This window comes from Variovorax sp. UC74_104 (assembly GCF_044055375.1).
In the GTDB taxonomy this organism is placed as follows: domain Bacteria; phylum Pseudomonadota; class Gammaproteobacteria; order Burkholderiales; family Burkholderiaceae_C; genus Variovorax.
This window is the reverse complement of record NZ_CP171978.1, coordinates 3,786,250-3,801,398: the sequence shown is the minus strand read 5'-3', so window position 1 is coordinate 3,801,398 and position 15,149 is coordinate 3,786,250. Positions and strand designations below refer to the sequence as shown.

The 15,149-nt window shown below is 67.8% G+C and carries 17 protein-coding genes; 6 read left to right on the top strand and 11 right to left on the bottom strand.

The features are described from left to right. Nucleotides 1-42 precede the first annotated feature (42 nt). The 4 genes from ACHMXA_RS17890 to ACHMXA_RS17875 form a co-directional block, all read right to left on the bottom strand. Nucleotides 43-747: an ankyrin repeat domain-containing protein gene (locus ACHMXA_RS17890; protein WP_395316009.1), complete on the bottom strand. Its 705-nt coding sequence runs from the start codon at nt 745-747 to the stop codon at nt 43-45. 1 nt (nt 748) lies between these two features. Then, nucleotides 749-1,249, bottom strand: a complete 501-nt coding sequence (locus ACHMXA_RS17885; protein ID WP_176663969.1) for a heme-binding protein — start codon at nt 1,247-1,249, stop codon at nt 749-751. 119 nt (nt 1,250-1,368) lie between these two features. Further along, nucleotides 1,369-2,010, bottom strand: coding sequence for a response regulator transcription factor (locus ACHMXA_RS17880; protein ID WP_395316008.1), 642 nt, complete (start codon nt 2,008-2,010; stop codon nt 1,369-1,371). Between the two features lie 20 nt (nt 2,011-2,030). Beyond that, entirely contained in the window at nt 2,031-3,509 is a 1,479-nt protein-coding gene (locus tag ACHMXA_RS17875; protein WP_395316007.1) for a sensor histidine kinase, read from the bottom strand. Nucleotides 3,510-3,569: 60 nt separating this feature from the next. Between ACHMXA_RS17875 and ACHMXA_RS17870 the strand changes: the two genes are divergently transcribed. Then, a complete protein-coding gene (locus ACHMXA_RS17870; protein WP_395316006.1) occupies nt 3,570-4,640 on the top strand; it encodes a DUF72 domain-containing protein in 1,071 nt (356 codons plus the stop codon). Here the strand turns inward: ACHMXA_RS17870 and ACHMXA_RS17865 are convergent. Then, nucleotides 4,637-5,137, bottom strand: coding sequence for a RidA family protein (locus tag ACHMXA_RS17865; RefSeq protein WP_176663965.1), 501 nt, complete (start codon nt 5,135-5,137; stop codon nt 4,637-4,639). The two genes, ACHMXA_RS17870 and ACHMXA_RS17865, sit on opposite strands and share 4 nt — an antisense overlap. A gap of 86 nt (nt 5,138-5,223) precedes the next feature. Next, nucleotides 5,224-5,784 carry a 2'-5' RNA ligase family protein gene (locus tag ACHMXA_RS17860; RefSeq protein WP_395316005.1) on the bottom strand — a complete coding sequence of 187 codons (561 nt, stop codon included), beginning with the start codon at nt 5,782-5,784 and terminating at the stop codon, nt 5,224-5,226. Between the two features lie 236 nt (nt 5,785-6,020). Here ACHMXA_RS17860 and ACHMXA_RS17855 point away from each other — a divergent pair, with 236 nt between their 5' ends. The 4 genes from ACHMXA_RS17855 (at nt 6,021) to ACHMXA_RS17840 (ending at nt 10,194) form a co-directional block, all read left to right on the top strand. Further along, complete coding sequence (locus ACHMXA_RS17855; RefSeq protein ID WP_395316004.1) at nt 6,021-6,632, top strand: outer membrane beta-barrel protein; 612 nt, start codon at nt 6,021-6,023, stop codon at nt 6,630-6,632. 101 nt (nt 6,633-6,733) lie between these two features. Beyond that, nucleotides 6,734-7,768, top strand: coding sequence for a LysR family transcriptional regulator (locus ACHMXA_RS17850; RefSeq protein ID WP_395316003.1), 1,035 nt, complete (start codon nt 6,734-6,736; stop codon nt 7,766-7,768). A gap of 78 nt (nt 7,769-7,846) precedes the next feature. Then, nucleotides 7,847-9,169, top strand: coding sequence for an arylsulfatase (locus tag ACHMXA_RS17845; RefSeq protein WP_395316002.1), 1,323 nt, complete (start codon nt 7,847-7,849; stop codon nt 9,167-9,169). Between the two features lie 53 nt (nt 9,170-9,222). Beyond that, nucleotides 9,223-10,194 (top strand): Bug family tripartite tricarboxylate transporter substrate binding protein, encoded by a 972-nt coding sequence (locus ACHMXA_RS17840; protein ID WP_395316001.1) that lies wholly within the window; start codon nt 9,223-9,225, stop codon nt 10,192-10,194. A gap of 77 nt (nt 10,195-10,271) precedes the next feature. On the opposite strand, the gene guaA is transcribed toward ACHMXA_RS17840, so the two are convergent. From guaA to guaB, 4 genes are all read right to left on the bottom strand, one after another. Beyond that, nucleotides 10,272-11,891, bottom strand: coding sequence for a glutamine-hydrolyzing GMP synthase (gene guaA / locus ACHMXA_RS17835; RefSeq protein ID WP_395316000.1), 1,620 nt, complete (start codon nt 11,889-11,891; stop codon nt 10,272-10,274). A gap of 10 nt (nt 11,892-11,901) precedes the next feature. Then, nucleotides 11,902-12,336, bottom strand: coding sequence for a type II toxin-antitoxin system VapC family toxin (locus tag ACHMXA_RS17830; RefSeq protein ID WP_176663959.1), 435 nt, complete (start codon nt 12,334-12,336; stop codon nt 11,902-11,904). After that, entirely contained in the window at nt 12,333-12,581 is a 249-nt protein-coding gene (locus tag ACHMXA_RS17825) for a type II toxin-antitoxin system Phd/YefM family antitoxin (RefSeq protein WP_395315999.1), read from the bottom strand. Before ACHMXA_RS17825 ends, ACHMXA_RS17830 begins: the two co-directional genes overlap by 4 nt. Before the next feature lie 77 nt (nt 12,582-12,658). Next, nucleotides 12,659-14,128, bottom strand: a complete 1,470-nt coding sequence (gene guaB / locus ACHMXA_RS17820) for an IMP dehydrogenase (RefSeq protein ID WP_176663957.1) — start codon at nt 14,126-14,128, stop codon at nt 12,659-12,661. A gap of 129 nt (nt 14,129-14,257) precedes the next feature. Between guaB and ACHMXA_RS17815 the strand changes: the two genes are divergently transcribed. Next, nucleotides 14,258-14,791, top strand: a complete 534-nt coding sequence (locus ACHMXA_RS17815) for a DUF4124 domain-containing protein (protein WP_395315998.1) — start codon at nt 14,258-14,260, stop codon at nt 14,789-14,791. Nucleotides 14,792-14,810: 19 nt separating this feature from the next. Here the strand turns inward: ACHMXA_RS17815 and ACHMXA_RS17810 are convergent, their stop codons facing one another. Then, on the bottom strand, nt 14,811-15,149 hold the full coding sequence (locus ACHMXA_RS17810) for an RnfH family protein (RefSeq protein ID WP_395315997.1): 339 nt from the start codon (nt 15,147-15,149) through the stop codon (nt 14,811-14,813).

The following is a 15,149-nucleotide window of genomic DNA, read 5'->3' as shown; positions in this document are numbered from 1 at the left end:
CTCGTGGAACCTCGTGGCGAGGCCCCATTCTCCCTGAGCTGCCTACCTAGTTGTTGCCCGCGGCGTCTCCAGCAGTTTCACCATCGCGGTGTAGCCGCGCGCCTTCGCCAGCTGCAGCGGCGTGTTGCCCTGGCGGTCCGTGAGCTTGAGGCTGGCGCCGGCCTCGACCAGCGCAGCCAGCGTGCGCTGGTGGCGCGGGCCGCCGTCGCCGAGCACGATGGACTCGATCACCGCCGTCCAGTGCAGGTTGTTGACGTGGTCGAGCGGTGCTCCCGCGGCGATCAGCCTGCGCACCACTTCATCGTGCCCCAGATGGGCTGCTGCGATGAGCGCCGTGCCGTCGTAGCGGCTCGTGGTCTGCCCGGGCCTGGCGCCCAGCGACAGCAGCACCGAGAGCGTCGCGGCATCGTCCGCCACCGAGGCGATGGTGACGGCGTCGTAGCGGTCGTCTTCCAGCAGGTCGAGGTCTGCGCCGGCCTTGGCCAGCAGCCTGATCGCATCGCGCTGCCTCGCGAACGTGGCGACGTGCAGCGGCGTACGGCCCCGCGCATCGCGCGCATCGAGATTCGCGCCCGAGGCGATCAGCGCCTTGAGCCTGTGCAGGTCGCCATGCCAAGCGGCCTGGTGCAGCCCGTCGAAAGCCAGCACCTCGGCCGCCAGCGGCGGCACCTGGGCGAGCGCGCCCAGCGGCACGCCCAGTCCGAGCGCGACCGCCAGCACACCCGTCCGGATACCGCGTGCCTTCATATCAGAGCAGGCCCTTGACCTTCTCGAGCGCTGCGTTGGCGCACTGCTCGTCGAGGTGGCCACCGGGCGCGCCGCCCACGCCGACCGCGCCGATCACTTCATTGCCCGACTTGATCGGCACGCCGCCGCCCAGCGCCAGGAAGCCCGGCATGAACACCAGGTTGGCGGCCGCCGGGTTCTTTTGCGCGTTTTCCATCACGGCCTGCGTCGTGCTCTTGGTGGAGGCCGAGGTCCAGGCCTTGCGCTCGCTCGAACCCAGCGTGTGCGGGCCAGCGTTGTCGGCGCGCAGCACGGCACGCACGGTGCCGGCGCGGTCGACCACGGTGGCGGACACGTTGTAGCCATTGGCCGTGCAGGCCGCCACGGCTTCGGCCGCGATCTGGTTGGCGAGCGCGAGCGACATGTTCTTTTCGGTGCGCACTGCCGGTGCGGGCGTCTGGGCCTGGGCGACGGAAGCGGCGAGCAGGACGGCGAGGCTGCCGAGACGAACGATGGTTTGCATTGTTTGGTTTCTCCAGTGGATTCGGGTGGTTGCGCCGGCTGTTGCCGACGGCTGCGCCACTGTAGAAAACCCCGGCCCCGCGAACCATTCGTACCGGCTACGCTCGCCGCTGCGTAGTTCTACGGAGCGCCGTCGTCCACCAGCACCGCATAGCGCCGGATCAGCTGCGCCAGCGAATCGCAGTCGAGCTTGGCGAACAGGTTGGCGCGGTGCGTCTCCACCGTGCGCGGCGACAGCGCCAGCGTGCGCGCGATCTCCTTGTTGGTGAGCCCCTGCACGATGAAGGCCAGCACCTCGCGCTCCCGCTCCGACAGCTGCGCCACCCGCTCGCGCGCGGCGTTGTCGGCCTGCGAGCGTTCGCGCGAGCGCACATGCTGGCGCACGGCCTGCTGCAGCGCCTCGAGCAGCTGCTCGTCGTCCACCGGCTTCTCGAGGAACTCGGCCGCACCCGCCTTGAAGGCGCGGCGGCACATCTCGACGGTGCCGTGGCCCGTCAGCATGATCACCGGCTGGTCCACGCCCTGCGCGACCAGCCGGTCGAGCACCGTGAGCCCGCTGATGCCGGGCATGCGCACGTCGAGCACGATGGCGCCCACGCTCGCGCGGTCGAAGCCGTCCATGAAGGCCTGCGGGTCGGCCCAGGCCTGCACGCGCAGCCCGACCGTGCCGATCAGCAGCGAGAGGCTGTCGCGCACCGCCTGGTCGTCGTCGATCAGGTGGATCAGCGGGGACTGCGGCGGATGGATGTTCGGAGTGTTCACGACGACGATGACAGCGACGACTACGGCTTGGCCAGCGGCAGCAGCAAGGTGAAGCACGCGCCGCGCGGCGAGGCATTGGCGGCGCTCAGGCTGCCGCCCATGCCGCTTGCCAGCGTCTCGCTGAGGCTCAGGCCGAGGCCCAGCCCGCCCTCGCGCGTGCTGAAGAAGGGTTCGAAGAGACGCGGCAGCGCCTCGGGCGCGATGCCGCGTCCGTTGTCGGTCACGGTCAGGACGCCCTCCTGTCCCTTGCGATCGACGGACACCACCAGGCGCCGCTCGGCGGCCGGCACCAGGTCGAGCGCCTGCAGCGCGTTCATCAGCAGGTTGTGCACGATCTGCTCGAGCGCCACGTCCTCGGCCTGCACGCGCACCGGCGCATGCGCCGAGGCATCGAACTGCGCTGCCACGCCGCGCTTCGCGAACTCGGGCGCCAGCAGGTGCATGGCGCTGCGCACCACGTCCTGCAGCACCAGCGGCTTCGTCTCGCTGCCGGCGCCCGGCCGTTCGATCACGCGGCGCAGCCGCCCCACCACGCCTGCCGCGCAGCGCGCCTGCTCTGCCGCACGCCCCATCGCATCGCGTGCGGTGTCCAAGTCGGGCGGATCGTCGTCGAGCAGGCGGCGCGCAGCCTGGGTGTTGGCCAGCACCGCTGTGAGCGGCTGGTTGAGTTCGTGCGCGAGGCCGGCGGAGAGCTCGCCCAGCGCGTTGAGCCGCGCGACCTGCCCGAGCCGCAGCAGCTCTTCTGCGCGGCGCCGCGCGACGCGCTGGCGCTGCGCAGCCCGCAGGCCCACGAGCAGCACCGCCATGGCCGCGGCCCAGCCTGCAATGGCACGCCACGGCAGTTCGCTCCAGCCGACCTGCCGCACCGCGACCAGATCGAAGGGCTGGCTCGGCGATGCCAGTGCCTTGCTCAGCTCGAAGCGCCATCCGTTCGCGCCCGCGGAGAGCATGCCGGGCTGCAGCACCAGTTGCTGCCCGTCGCGCTGCAGGCTCAACCGCACGGGGCTGCGCTGCGGATTCATCGGCCAGTCGCGCCACGGCACGGAGCCGGCCAGGTCGATGTCCAGCGCGTAGCTGAACGGCGTGGCGCCTGTCACTAGCACGTAGCGGCCACGGGCCAGGTCGAGCGCTGCCAGCTCGGCGCGCTGCAGGCTTCGCGAGCGTGCCTCGGCCGCTGCCAGTGCGGCGGCCTGCGAGCTGTCCGGCCAGGGCTCGTCGCGATCGCGGCGCTGCACGCGCAGGATCGACGCATACACCGAGGGCAGGCGCTGCTCGGGATGGTCCGCGCCGGTGCTGGGCTCCAGCAGCGCGAGCGTGGCCAGCACGGCGTCGTACTGCACCATCTGCTGGCTCATGAGGCGGTGCGCGATGCGCACGTCGGTCTCGAAGTCCTGGTGCATCCGCGCCAGCTCCGAGCGTGCAAGCCACACCGCGCCCACGGCGGTGAGCGCCAGCCATGCCAGCCACCAACCGCCTTGCGAACGCAACCACTGTTTCATGGCGCGGATTGTGCCCGGCGCCGCGGCACCGCCCGCTTGGCCGAAAATGCGGCACCAGACATGGCCGATACGCAGGACTCTCTCTTCCCCGATCTCCCGCGCCCCGAGGGCGCACCGGCAGCCGCACCGGCGCCCGCCGAGCCGTCCGCGAAGAAGAAGCCGCGCACGGCCACCGTCGAGCCCGCGCCAGCCGACCCGGAACTCGTCGAACTGGCGGCCGCCTTGCCGTCCAACCTGCGGCTCGGCACCTCGTCGTGGAGCTACCCGGGCTGGGCCAATCTCGTCTGGGACGGCGAGTACGCCGAAACCGTGCTGTCGAAGAACGGCCTCTCCGCGCTCGCGAAGCACCCGCTGCTGCGCACCGTGAGCGTGGACCGCAACTTCTACCGCGCCCTCACCGCCAGCCAGTACGCGCGCTACGCGGGCATGGTGCCCGACGACTTCCGTTTCATGGTGAAGGCCCCGAGCCTCGTGACCGACGCCACCGTGCGCGACGAAAGCGGTCGGGGCATGCAGGCCAACCCGGTGTTCCTCAGCAGCGAGATCGCGCGGCAGGAATTCGTGCTGCCCGCGCTGGAAGGGCTGGGCCATCGCATTGGCGTGCTGGTGTTCCAGCTGAGCCCGATCCCGGGACACATCCTGGCCGACCAGCCCGCCCTGCTCTCGCGCATTGCGGCGATGCTCGAATCGCTGCCCGACATCCGGTCGACGGCGCCCGATGCGGTGATCGCCGTCGAGGTGCGCGATCCACAGCTGCTCAACCCGGCCTTCGCAGAGATGCTGCGCAGCGTGCGCGCCACCTTCTGCATGGGCCTGCACGCCAAGATGCCGCCCATCGAAGACCAGTTGCCGATGCTTCGGGCACTGTGGCCCGGACCGCTGGTGTGCCGCTGGAACCTGCACCGGCGCCACGGCCGCTTCGGCTACGAAGACGCGGAAAAGCTCTACGGCCCCTTCGACAAGATCGTCGACCCCGACCCGGAAACCCGCGCCGCGCTCGCCAAGGTGATTGCAGGCACCACGCGCGCGGGGCAGAACGCCTTCGTCACGGTGAGCAACAACGCCGAGGGCTGCGCGCCGCTGACCATCGCCCAGTTGGCGCGGGACATCCTCGAACTGGCGCCGCGCTAGCCGATGTTCTGCTTCGCCGCGACCGTCATCTCGACCTCGACGGTCGCGTTCTTCGGAAGCGCATAGACACCGACCGCCGTGCGCACATGCACGCCGGCGTCGCCGAACACGCGGTGCAGCAGGTCCGAGGCGGCATCGGCCACTTCGCTCTGCTGCGTGAAATCGGCCGTGCACTGCACGAACACGCCCACCCGCAGGACCTTCTCCACCGCATCGAGCGAGCCGAGGGCACGCCGCAGCAGCGCGAGGCTGCGCAGCGCGCAGATCTGCGCGCCCTCGCGCGCCTTGTCGAGCGACACTGCGTCGCCCACGCGGCCGGTGACCACCACCGTGGTGCCCACGCGCGGCACCTGGCCGCTCAGGTAGATGGTGCGACCGTCGCGCACCAGCGGCACGTAGTGGCCGCCGGCGATGATCTCGCCGTCGAAGCTGTGGCCCAGCTCCGCCGCGATCTGGTCGGCGATCTGGTCCCGGGTCTTTTCTGCTGCTGTCGTCATGTCGCTTCCGTGAAAGAGAGATTCATTGTCGCCAGCCGTTGCGCATCGAAACAGATACAGAAGGCCCCGATGCGAGACGGAACAGTTCAGGCGGCGGGGAGGTCCGGCGCGGCTTCGGGCCACCGGCCCAGCACTTCGTGGACGCCCTCGCCCACATGGCTGTCGATCAGCACCAGCGAGCCCGCGGTCCACCGGACGGACTCTTCCAGCGCATGCTTCTCCAGCTTGCGCCGCGCATAGGCCACCGTCATGTGCGGCGTGAACGAGCGCGGCGGCTTCAGGCCCGCGTCGGCCAGCGCCTCGCCCAGGCGCTGCCTGAAGGCCTTGAGCGACGAGACGCCCGAGTCGTCGTCGGCGCACAGCACGAGAGCGCCCTTGGTGTAGCTCATGGCCTTCTCGAAGACGATGTCGAATGCGGGCGGCACCACCGATGCCGCGGCCTTCACGGCCAGCGCAACCTTGTCGGCAGGCACGCTCGAATAATCGCCGAGGTCGAACAGCGTGACATGCAGGCGATGCGCGCCGACCAGCGTTCCTTTCAGTGCGTGCAGCGAATTCATGCGCTCGCCGAGCGCGGCGATCGACGCAGCGTCATGCGAGGCGGGAACGATGGCGAAGAAGAGAGAGTGCTCGAGCGCCGGCGCCACATGACGCGCCTTGCTCCGGGGACGTGGCAGAGGTTTCGGCGGAGGCTCGATACCTGGAAGAAGAAGCTGTTCTGACATGTCTCGATCATCGCCCATCGATCGGGCCCTTCATCAGCTCTTCAGCAAGCGCCAAGCAGCCCTTCAGGCTGGCTTTCGAGAATCGTTTCACGAGGGTGGCACCGCAATGCGCGGCCACCTGTCGGATCGATCTCAACCATCCAACCAGGAAACTCATCTTGACGAAAACGCAAGCCTGCACCGCCCTTGCAGCAGCCCTTCTGCTCGGCACCATCTCCACGGCCGCGAGCGCCGCCGGCCCGAACCAGGACACCGGAATCTACGTGGGCGGCGCGATCGGCCGTTCGAGCTACAGCCTGTCTAATTCCAGCCGCGTGCCCGTGCCGTGGGGCGGCGAAAAGAGCAGCAAGGCCGGCACGGCCTACAAGCTGTACGGCGGATATCGCTTCAGCGAAACCTTCGGCGTGGAAGCAGGCTATGCCCGCCTCGGCCGCGTGAGCCAATGGAGCTCGAACGGCGCCTACTCCCGCCTGCAGGCTGGCACCGGCCAGGTCTTCTACGCGGCCGCCACCGCCCGCCTGCCGCTGGGCGAGTCGTTCGCGCTCAACGGCCGCCTTGGCGTGGCGCGCGGGCGCATCTCCGGCGACAACAACTGGGCCCTGCCCAGCCAGCGCATCTCGGGCAGCTCGACCGGCATGATGGTCGGCTTCGGCGCGGAATACCGCGTGACGCAGAACCTGTCGGTCACCGCGGACTACGACTACTTCGGCAAGCTGTCGAAGCAGGCGAAGGGCGGCATGGTGACTGTGGGCCTGAAAGCGAGCTTCTGAGCATCGGCTTCTTCTTGCATCGGCGCAACGGTCACCCCCGGCCGTTGCGCCGGATTCGCGCTGGTGCCGGCAGCGACGGAGAGCCCTCCTCCCGCCTGCCAATGGTCGTCAAGCTGGCAGGCGAAGCCCACGCCGAGCGCGCTCTGACCCGCGTCACGGTACGGCAGTGCACAACACAACTCGATAATGCCGGCACTACTTCCAGCGCACTCCTCCACAGCATGAATCTCTCCGTTGCAGACCTCACGGCGTTCATAGAAATCGTGCGCAGTGGGAGCATCAGCCGTGCTGCGCAGCATCTGGGTGTCACCCAGCCCTCGGTGTCCAAGGCGATACGCCGGCTGGAGGACGAGGTGGGCGTGCAGTTGCTCGAACGGGGGCTGCACGGTGCACGCTTGACGGCCGAGGGCGAGATGTTCCTGGAAGCCGCTCGGCGTTTCGAGATGCAGCGCTTCGATCTCACGCGCGCCGCCTCCGAACTGCGCGCGCGACATGCCGGTCTGCTGCGCCTCGGCATCACCAGCCCGGCAGCCGACAGTGTCGCGGTGATGGCCGCCGCCGAGATGGTGCGCCAACGCCCCGGCATGAGGCTGTGCCTTCGCATCGGCAAGTCCGACGCACTCGATGCAGCAGTCGAAGACGGCGAGATCGATCTGGCGGTCGTGCCCTCTTACAAGGGCCAGTCCTTGCAGAGCACGCAGCTCCAGCTCGGCGAGGACCATATTCGCGTGGTGGTGCGGCTGGGGCATCCGCTGACGAAGAAGCCGGTCGTCGGCCTGAACGACCTCACGCCCTACGCGTGGGTGATGGCGCCACCGCAAAGTGCGGCGCGGAAGCATTTCTTCGCCATCTTCGAACGCAACGGCGTGCCCCTGCCGAGCGTGGCCGTCGAGACCGAATACACCTCCGAGGCGGCAATGGGGATCCTCACTTCGACGGACCTTTTGAGCATCGTGCCCGACTCCGTGCTGCGCAGCTGGCTGGGCAAGGCCGTGCCGCTGAACATTCCCGAACTCGTGGTGAACCGGACGCTGGTGCTTCTGTCGCGCCCGGGCGCAAGATGGTCCCCGCTGATGACGGACTTTCGAGAGCTGGTGTCGTCGCACCGCCCGAAGGGCCATTCCCCAGACGAATGAAACTGTGCGCCTGACGGACTGATTCTGGCGTGAATCTGGCAGTGCAATGGGAGTCTTCCAATTGCAAAGAAGCCATCCATGTCATTGCCAAACATCGTCCTGATCGTCGCCGACAACCTGGGTTGGGGCGAGCTCGGCTGCTACGGCGGCGGCGCCTTGCGCGGCGCGCCCACGCCACGCATCGACCAGTTGGCCCGTGAGGGCCTGGTGCTGCAGAACTTCAACGTCGAGAGCGACTGCGTGCCCACGCGCTCGGCGCTGATGACCGGGCGCCACCCCATCCGCACCGGGTGCCTGCAGTCCGTGCCACCGGGCATGCCGCAGGGGCTCACGCGGCGCGAGATCACGCTCGCGCAATTGCTGTCGTCGCGCGGCTATGCCACCGCGCACTACGGCAAATGGCATCTCGGCGACGTCGAAGGCCGCTACCCCTCGGACCGCGGCTTCGACGAGTGGTACGGCATTCCGCGCACCACGGACGAAAGCCAGTTCACTTCCACCACCGGCTTCGATCCCAGCGTGGTCGACCTGCCCTACATCATGGAAGGCCGGTGCGGCGAGCCCTCGCGCCAGGTCAAGGTCTACGACCTCGAATCGCGCCGAGCCATCGACGAAGAGCTCGTCGCGCGCTCATGCGATTTCATGCGCCGGCACAGCGAGGCCGGCCGGCCGTTCTTTCTGTACCTGCCGATGGTGCACCTGCACTTCCCCACGCTGCCGCACCGCGACTTTGCCGGTCGCACGGGCAACGGCGACTTCGCCGACTCCATGGCGGAGATGGATCACCGTGTCGGCCAGGTCATCGACGAGGTCTCGCGCCTGGGGCTGGCGGACGACACGCTCTTCATCTTCTGCAGCGACAACGGCCCCGAGTTCCGCGCGCCCTACCGCGGAACCGCCGGCCCATGGCGCGGCACGTACCACACGGCCATGGAAGGCAGCCTGCGCGTGCCCTTCATTGCGCGCTGGCCAGGGCGGATCGAGCCAGGCCGCGTCAGCAACGAGATCGTGCACGTGACGGATGTATTCGCGACGCTGGCGAAGGTCACGGGCGCCGAGATTCCTGCGGACCGCCCGATCGATGGCGTCGATCAACTGCCCTTCCTGCGCGGAGAGCAGGCCAAATCGGCGCGCGAGGGCTTTCCCTTCTTCATCAAGAACGAGTTGCGCGCACTGAAATGGCGCGACTGGAAGCTGCATTTCTATTGGGAGCCCGAAGTCAACGAGGGCAAAGGCAAGCTCGAGTCGCCCTACCTGTTCAACATCATTCGCGACCCCAAGGAAGAAACCGATGTGCTGGTCTTCAACACCTGGGTGATGGGGCCGATGCTGCGAATGCTGAAGGTCTTCAACGACAGCTGCCTGCAGTTTCCGAACACGCCGCCGGGTGCCGCCGACTGAGCGCGCCACGCCCTTCTTTTTTCACGCACGTCGATCCAACTGGAGAGTTGCTCATGCCTTCGCACATTTCACGCCGTCTTCTCTTAGTCGCGGGCCTCGCCAGCGGCCTGTCCTTGCAACCAGCCCTCGCACAGGAAAAGCCCTGGCCCACGGCGAAGCCCATCACGTGGATGGTGGGCTTCGTGCCCGGGGGGTCGGTCGACGTGATCACGCGCGTGATTGCCAAGGCCGTGTCCGAGAAGATCGGGCAGTCCATCGTCATCGAGAACCGGCCCGGCGCATCGGGCGCGTTGGCGCTGCAGGCGGTGGCCCGCGCACCCAAGGACGGCTACACGCTCGTGACCATTCCCGGTCCGGTGCTCTACGGCCAGCGGCAGCCGGAAATCGGCAAGGAGCTGTCGGCTGTCGCGTTGATGTCGCAGGGTCCGATCGTGCTGGTCGGCAAGAAGGACGGGGGGCCGAGCAACCTCTCCGAGCTGATTCGAGCCATGAAGAAAACGCCGTCGCAATGGAACTTCGCGAGCTCGGGGACCGGCACCGGCCAGCACCTGGCGGGCGAACTGTTCAACAGCATGGCAGGCACCGAGATGGTCCACATCCCCTACAAGGGCGGCGGCCAGGCGGTGACGGACATCATCGGCGGCCAGACCAGTCTGGGCATGCTGGGCGTGACTCCCGTGCTCGCGCACATCAAGTCGGGCCAGCTCAAGGCCTACGCGGTGACGACGACCTTCCGCATTCCCAGCCTGCCCGATGTGCCGACCATGGAAGAGGCCGGCCTCAAGGGCTATGAGGCGACGCAGTACTTCGTCGCGGCTGTCCCTTCAGGTGTCGATGCGCGCATCGTCTCGCGGCTCAACGCCGCCTTCGAGGAGACCAGCCGCACACCCGAAGTGGTGGCTGCGCTGGAGGCAGGCGGTCAGGTGGCAGGCAAGCTTTCGCCGGCAGAGACCCAGAAATTCGTCGTGAAGAGCCTCGCGAAATTCGACGCGGTGGCGAAGAAGGCCAACATCACGCTCAACTGAGGCCGAGTCGGCGACGCGCCGCTTGATCGAACCCAGCGACGGTGCTCAGGAAGCACCGCGAAGAACCAAGGTCCCCTTCACTCCCACTCGATCGTCGCCGGCGGCTTGCTCGACACGTCGTAGGTCACGCGGTTGATGCCGCGCACCTCGTTGATGATGCGGCCCGACACCTTCTTGAGCAGCGCGTACGGCAGCTCGGCCCAGTCAGCGGTCATGAAGTCGCTGGTCTGCACGGCGCGCAGTGCCACCACGTAGTCGTAGGTGCGGCCGTCGCCCATCACGCCCACGCTCTTCACGGGCAGGAACACGGTGAAGGCCTGGCTCGTGAGGTCGTACCAGGTCTTGCCGGTGGCTTCGTCGGTGAAGTTGCGCAGCTCCTCGATGAAGATCGCGTCGGCGCGGCGCAGCAGGTCGGCGTATTCCTTCTTCACCTCGCCGAGGATGCGAACGCCCAGGCCCGGGCCGGGGAACGGGTGGCGATACACCATCTCGGGCGGCAGACCCAGGGCCACGCCCAGTTCGCGCACTTCGTCCTTGAACAGGTCGCGCAGCGGCTCCAGCAGCTTGAGGCCGAGCTGCTCGGGCAGGCCGCCCACGTTGTGGTGGCTCTTGATGGTGACGGCCTTCTTGCTCTTGGCGCCGCCCGACTCGATGACGTCGGGGTAGATCGTGCCCTGCGCCAGGAAGGTCGCGCCCTTGTGACCGCCGCCGCCCGCCTTGAGCTTCGCAGCCTCCTGCTTGAACACGGTGACGAACTCGCCGCCGATGATCTTGCGCTTGGCTTCCGGGTCGCTCACGCCCGCGAGCTTGCCGAGGAACAGGTCGCTGGCGTCGACGCGGATCACCTTCGCGTGCAGCTTGCCCTCGAACATCTCCATGACCATGTCACCCTCGTTCAGGCGCAGCAGGCCGTGGTCGACGAACACGCAGGTCAGCTGGTCGCCGATGGCGCGGTGGATCAGCGCGGCAGCCACGCTCGAATCCACGCCGCCCGAAAGGCCCAGGATGACTTCTTCATCGCCCACCTGCTCGCGGATCTTCTGCACGGCTTCGGCGATGTGGTCGCGCATGACCCAGTCGGGCTTCGCGCCGCAGATGCCGAGCACGAAGCGTTCGAGGATCGCCTTGCCCTGGATGGTGTGCGTGACCTCGGGATGGAACTGCACCGCGTAGTAGCGGCGAGCCTCGTCGGCCATGCCGGCGATGGGGCAGCTCTCGGTGCTGGCCATGAGCTTGAAGCCCGGCGGCAGTTCGGTGACCTTGTCGCCGTGGCTCATCCACACGTTGAGCATGCCGTGGCCTTCGGCGGTGGTGAAGTCGGCGATGTCCTTCAGCAGTGCGGTGTGGCCGTGGGCGCGCACTGCCGCAAAGCCGAACTCGCGCTTGTGGCCGCCCTCGACCTTGCCGCCGAGCTGGTGCGCCATGGTCTGCATGCCGTAGCAGATGCCGAGCACGGGCACGCCCAGGTCGAACACGGCCTGCGGGGCCTTGTCGGTGGTTTCCTCATACACGCTGGCGTGGCTGCCGGAGAGGATCACGCCCTTGAGGTGGCCGTCGGCCGCGTATTCGCGCACCCATTCGTCGGTGACGTCGCAGGGATGCACTTCGCTCAGCACATGCGCTTCGCGCACGCGGCGTGCGATGAGCTGCGTGACCTGCGAGCCGAAATCGAGGATGAGGATCTTGTCGTGTTGCATGGCGAAGGACTCAGAGCGTTGAAATGTCGAGCAGCTTCACACCCGCCCGGGGTGCAGCCTTGATGAGTTGCTCGTCGAAGGTGGCGAGCGGGAGGTTGAGCGACTTGGCGAGCCAGAGATAGCCCGCGTCGTAGAGCGAGATGCCGGCATCGATGGCCACGGCGAGCACGGCCTTGTGCTGGGCTGGCGCGAGTTCGTGCAGTTCGACGCGGTGGCGGATGGCGTCGAGCACGCTCCACAGCCCTTCGACGGAATACGAGGGAATGCGGCCGCTGCGCACGCCGTTGGCGAGGATGTTGGCGCACTCCCATTGCCAGGCGTTGGGCGCCTGCGGCTCCACTTCGTCGCGGCGGATCGCGGCGTAAAGCTTGCGGGTGTGTTCGCTGGCCATGTCGGGCAGCAGCCAGGCGGCGGTGACCGAGGCGTCAATGACGAAGGCGGTCACTGCTGGCGCCCCTCGTCGAGCAGGGCGCGCAGCTGCGGGCCGGGCTGGATGGTGGCGTGCAGCGCGTCGATCTGGCCCAGCTCGCGCTCGATCTGCTCGTCGGTGATGACCGGCTTGCGGCGCACCGGCAGCATGCGCACGACTTCCTTGCCGTGGCGGGTGATGCGAACCTCCTCGCCCCTTTCGACCGAGTCGATCAGGGCGGAGAAGTTGTTCTTGGCTTCGGCGATGCCGATGGATTGCATTTGGGCCAGAAAATATGAATCTGGCCCAAATTCTAAATCCAATCTGGCCTGACTTTCAAGGTCTGGCCAGAACCCACTCAATCAGCGCGGTAGTTCGGCGCTTCCTTCGTGATCTGCACGTCGTGGACGTGGCTCTCACGGATGCCGGCGGTGGTGATCTCGACGAACTCGGCCTTGTTCTGCATGTCGGCGATGGTCGCGCAGCCGCAGTAGCCCATGCTGGCGCGCACGCCGCCGGCCATCTGATAGACGATGGAGACGATCGAGCCCTTGTAGGGCACGCGGCCTTCGATGCCTTCGGGCACCAGCTTGTCGGTGTTGGGATTGCCGGTGGTCGACTCCTGGAAGTACCGGTCGGCGCTGCCCTGCTGCATGGCGCCGATGGAGCCCATGCCGCGGTAGCTCTTGTAGCTGCGGCCCTGGTACAGCACGATTTCGCCGGGCGCCTCTTCGGTGCCGGCGAACATGCTGCCCATCATGACGGTGCTGGCACCGGCCGCGATGGCCTTGGCGATGTCGCCCGAGTAGCGCACGCCGCCGTCGGAGATCAGCGGAATGCCGGTGCCCTGCAGCGCGGTGGCGACGCTGTCGACCGCCATGATCTGCGGCACGCCCACGCCGGCCACGATGCGGGTGGTGCAGATGGAACCGGGGCCGATACCGACCTTGACCGCGTCGGCGCCGGCGTCGGCCAGCGCGCGGGCCGCGTCGCCGGTGGCGATGTTGCCGCCGATCACGTCGACCTGCGGATAGTTCTTCTTGACCCAGCGCACGCGCTCGATCACGCCGGCGCTGTGGCCGTGGGCGGTGTCGACCACGATGGCGTCGACGCCGGCCTTCACCAGCGCCTCGACGCGCTCCTCGGTGCCATCGCCCACGCCGACCGCCGCGCCCACGCGCAGGCGGCCGTTGGGGTCGCGCGCGGCATTGGGGAAGCTGGTCTGCTTGGTGATGTCCTTGACGGTGATGAGGCCCTTGAGCTCCCAGTCGCCGTTGATGACGAGCAGGCGCTCGAGCTTGTGCTTGTTCAGCAGCGCCTTGGCCTCGGCGAGCGTGGTGCCGTCGGGCACGGTGATGAGCTTTTCGCGGCGCGTCATGATCTCGCTGACGGGCACGTCGTACCGGTTCTCGAAGCGCAGGTCGCGCCCGGTGACGATGCCGACCACCTTGCCGGCGTCGACCACCGGAAAGCCCGAGATGCCGAGCTGGTCGGACAGGGCCATCACCTGGCGCACCGAGTGCGTTGGCGTGATGACGACCGGATCGCGCAGCACGCCCGACTCGTAGCGCTTCACGCGGGCCACTTCTGCGGCCTGCTGCTGGGCGGTGAGGTTCTTGTGCACGATCCCGATGCCGCCTTCCTGCGCGATGGCGATCGCGAGGCGGGCTTCGGTCACGGTGTCCATTGCCGCAGAGACGAGCGGCAGGTTCAGCGTGATGTTGCGGGAGAGCTTGGTGGCGAGGGAGGTGTCCTTGGGCAGGACCTGGGAGAAGGCTGGCACCAACAACACGTCGTCGAAGGTCAGCGCTTTGCCGAGAAGGCGCATGGGTGAGGCTCCAAAAGATGGATTGTAACGAGGCCTCCGCCCGGTTTGCCGGCCCGGGGCAATTTCAGGGCGTTGCAAAAGCACCGAACCCGGATGTTGCAAAAAGTAAGGCCCGGCTAAACTTCGGGGATGAAATTCGTGCACTGGCTGGTACTGGGATGTGTCGTTGCGCTGCCGCTTTCGGCGAGCGCTCAATGGCAATGGATCGACAAGAACGGCAAGAAGGTCTACAGCGACCAGGCTCCGCCGCCCGACGTGCCCGAGAAGAACATCCTGCGCCGTGTGGGCCCGCCGCCGGCGGCGCGTTCCACCGCCAATCCGAACGTCGACGCTCCGCCCGCCGCGGAAGGCACCGCCGACGCCCCCGCTGCCGCGCCGAAGGCTGCCGCAGCCCCGAAGCCCACCGGCGTCGACAAGGAGCTCGAGGAAAAGACCAAGAAGGCCGAAGCCGAACAGAAGGCCAAGCAGGCCGAGGAGCAAGCCAAGGTCGCGAAGGCGAAGGCCGACAACTGCGCCCTCGCCCGCCAGAGCAAGGCCACCGTCGACAGCGGCATCCGCCTCGCGCGGGTTAACGCCAAGGGCGAGCGCGAAATCATGGACGACGCTGCCCGCGCTGCCGAGCAGAAGCGCATTCAGGACGTCATCAGCAGCGACTGCAAGTAGCCGCAGTCATCGCAGTTTCTCAGTAGCCGGCCTTGCCGCCCTTGCGGCGGTTGGCGAACAGCCCGGTTCCCCTGGCGCCCTGCCGCTGGAAGCGCTCCCGGCGCGCCACCTTCGGGTCGACCTTGAGCGGCCGGCACAGCTCGACACGGTCGCCGTCCTTCAGCGCCTGATCCCACTCGACGGCCTTGCCCCAGATGCCCGGCGTCATGGCATGGCGCCAATCCAGCGCCGGAAAACGTTGCGAAAGATCGCTGGCCCGGACGGCGTCGGCCAGCGTCGCGTCGGCCGGGAGATGCAGCACCTGCTCGAACACCTCGCGTGCCGCGGGGGAGCAGCTCAGCGTGACCTCGATGGCCAT

Excerpts from the sequence above, each read along its gene's own strand:
- guaA (WP_395316000.1), bottom strand. The coding sequence starts at position 11,891 with ATGCAACACGACAAGATCCTCATCCTCGATTTCGGCTCGCAGGTCACG.
- ACHMXA_RS17875 (WP_395316007.1), bottom strand. The coding sequence starts at position 3,509 with ATGAAACAGTGGTTGCGTTCGCAAGGCGGTTGGTGGCTGGCATGGCTG.
- ACHMXA_RS17865 (WP_176663965.1), bottom strand. The coding sequence starts at position 5,137 with ATGACGACAGCAGCAGAAAAGACCCGGGACCAGATCGCCGACCAGATC.
- ACHMXA_RS17815 (WP_395315998.1), top strand. The coding sequence starts at position 14,258 with ATGAAATTCGTGCACTGGCTGGTACTGGGATGTGTCGTTGCGCTGCCG.
- ACHMXA_RS17845 (WP_395316002.1), top strand. The coding sequence starts at position 7,847 with ATGTCATTGCCAAACATCGTCCTGATCGTCGCCGACAACCTGGGTTGG.
- ACHMXA_RS17850 (WP_395316003.1), top strand. The coding sequence starts at position 6,734 with ATGGTCGTCAAGCTGGCAGGCGAAGCCCACGCCGAGCGCGCTCTGACC.
- ACHMXA_RS17870 (WP_395316006.1), top strand. The coding sequence starts at position 3,570 with ATGGCCGATACGCAGGACTCTCTCTTCCCCGATCTCCCGCGCCCCGAG.
- guaB (WP_176663957.1), bottom strand. The coding sequence starts at position 14,128 with ATGCGCCTTCTCGGCAAAGCGCTGACCTTCGACGACGTGTTGTTGGTG.
- ACHMXA_RS17885 (WP_176663969.1), bottom strand. The coding sequence starts at position 1,249 with ATGCAAACCATCGTTCGTCTCGGCAGCCTCGCCGTCCTGCTCGCCGCT.
- ACHMXA_RS17890 (WP_395316009.1), bottom strand. The coding sequence starts at position 747 with ATGAAGGCACGCGGTATCCGGACGGGTGTGCTGGCGGTCGCGCTCGGA.
- ACHMXA_RS17840 (WP_395316001.1), top strand. The coding sequence starts at position 9,223 with ATGCCTTCGCACATTTCACGCCGTCTTCTCTTAGTCGCGGGCCTCGCC.
- ACHMXA_RS17825 (WP_395315999.1), bottom strand. The coding sequence starts at position 12,581 with ATGCAATCCATCGGCATCGCCGAAGCCAAGAACAACTTCTCCGCCCTG.
- ACHMXA_RS17810 (WP_395315997.1), bottom strand. The coding sequence starts at position 15,149 with ATGGCCATCGAGGTCACGCTGAGCTGCTCCCCCGCGGCACGCGAGGTG.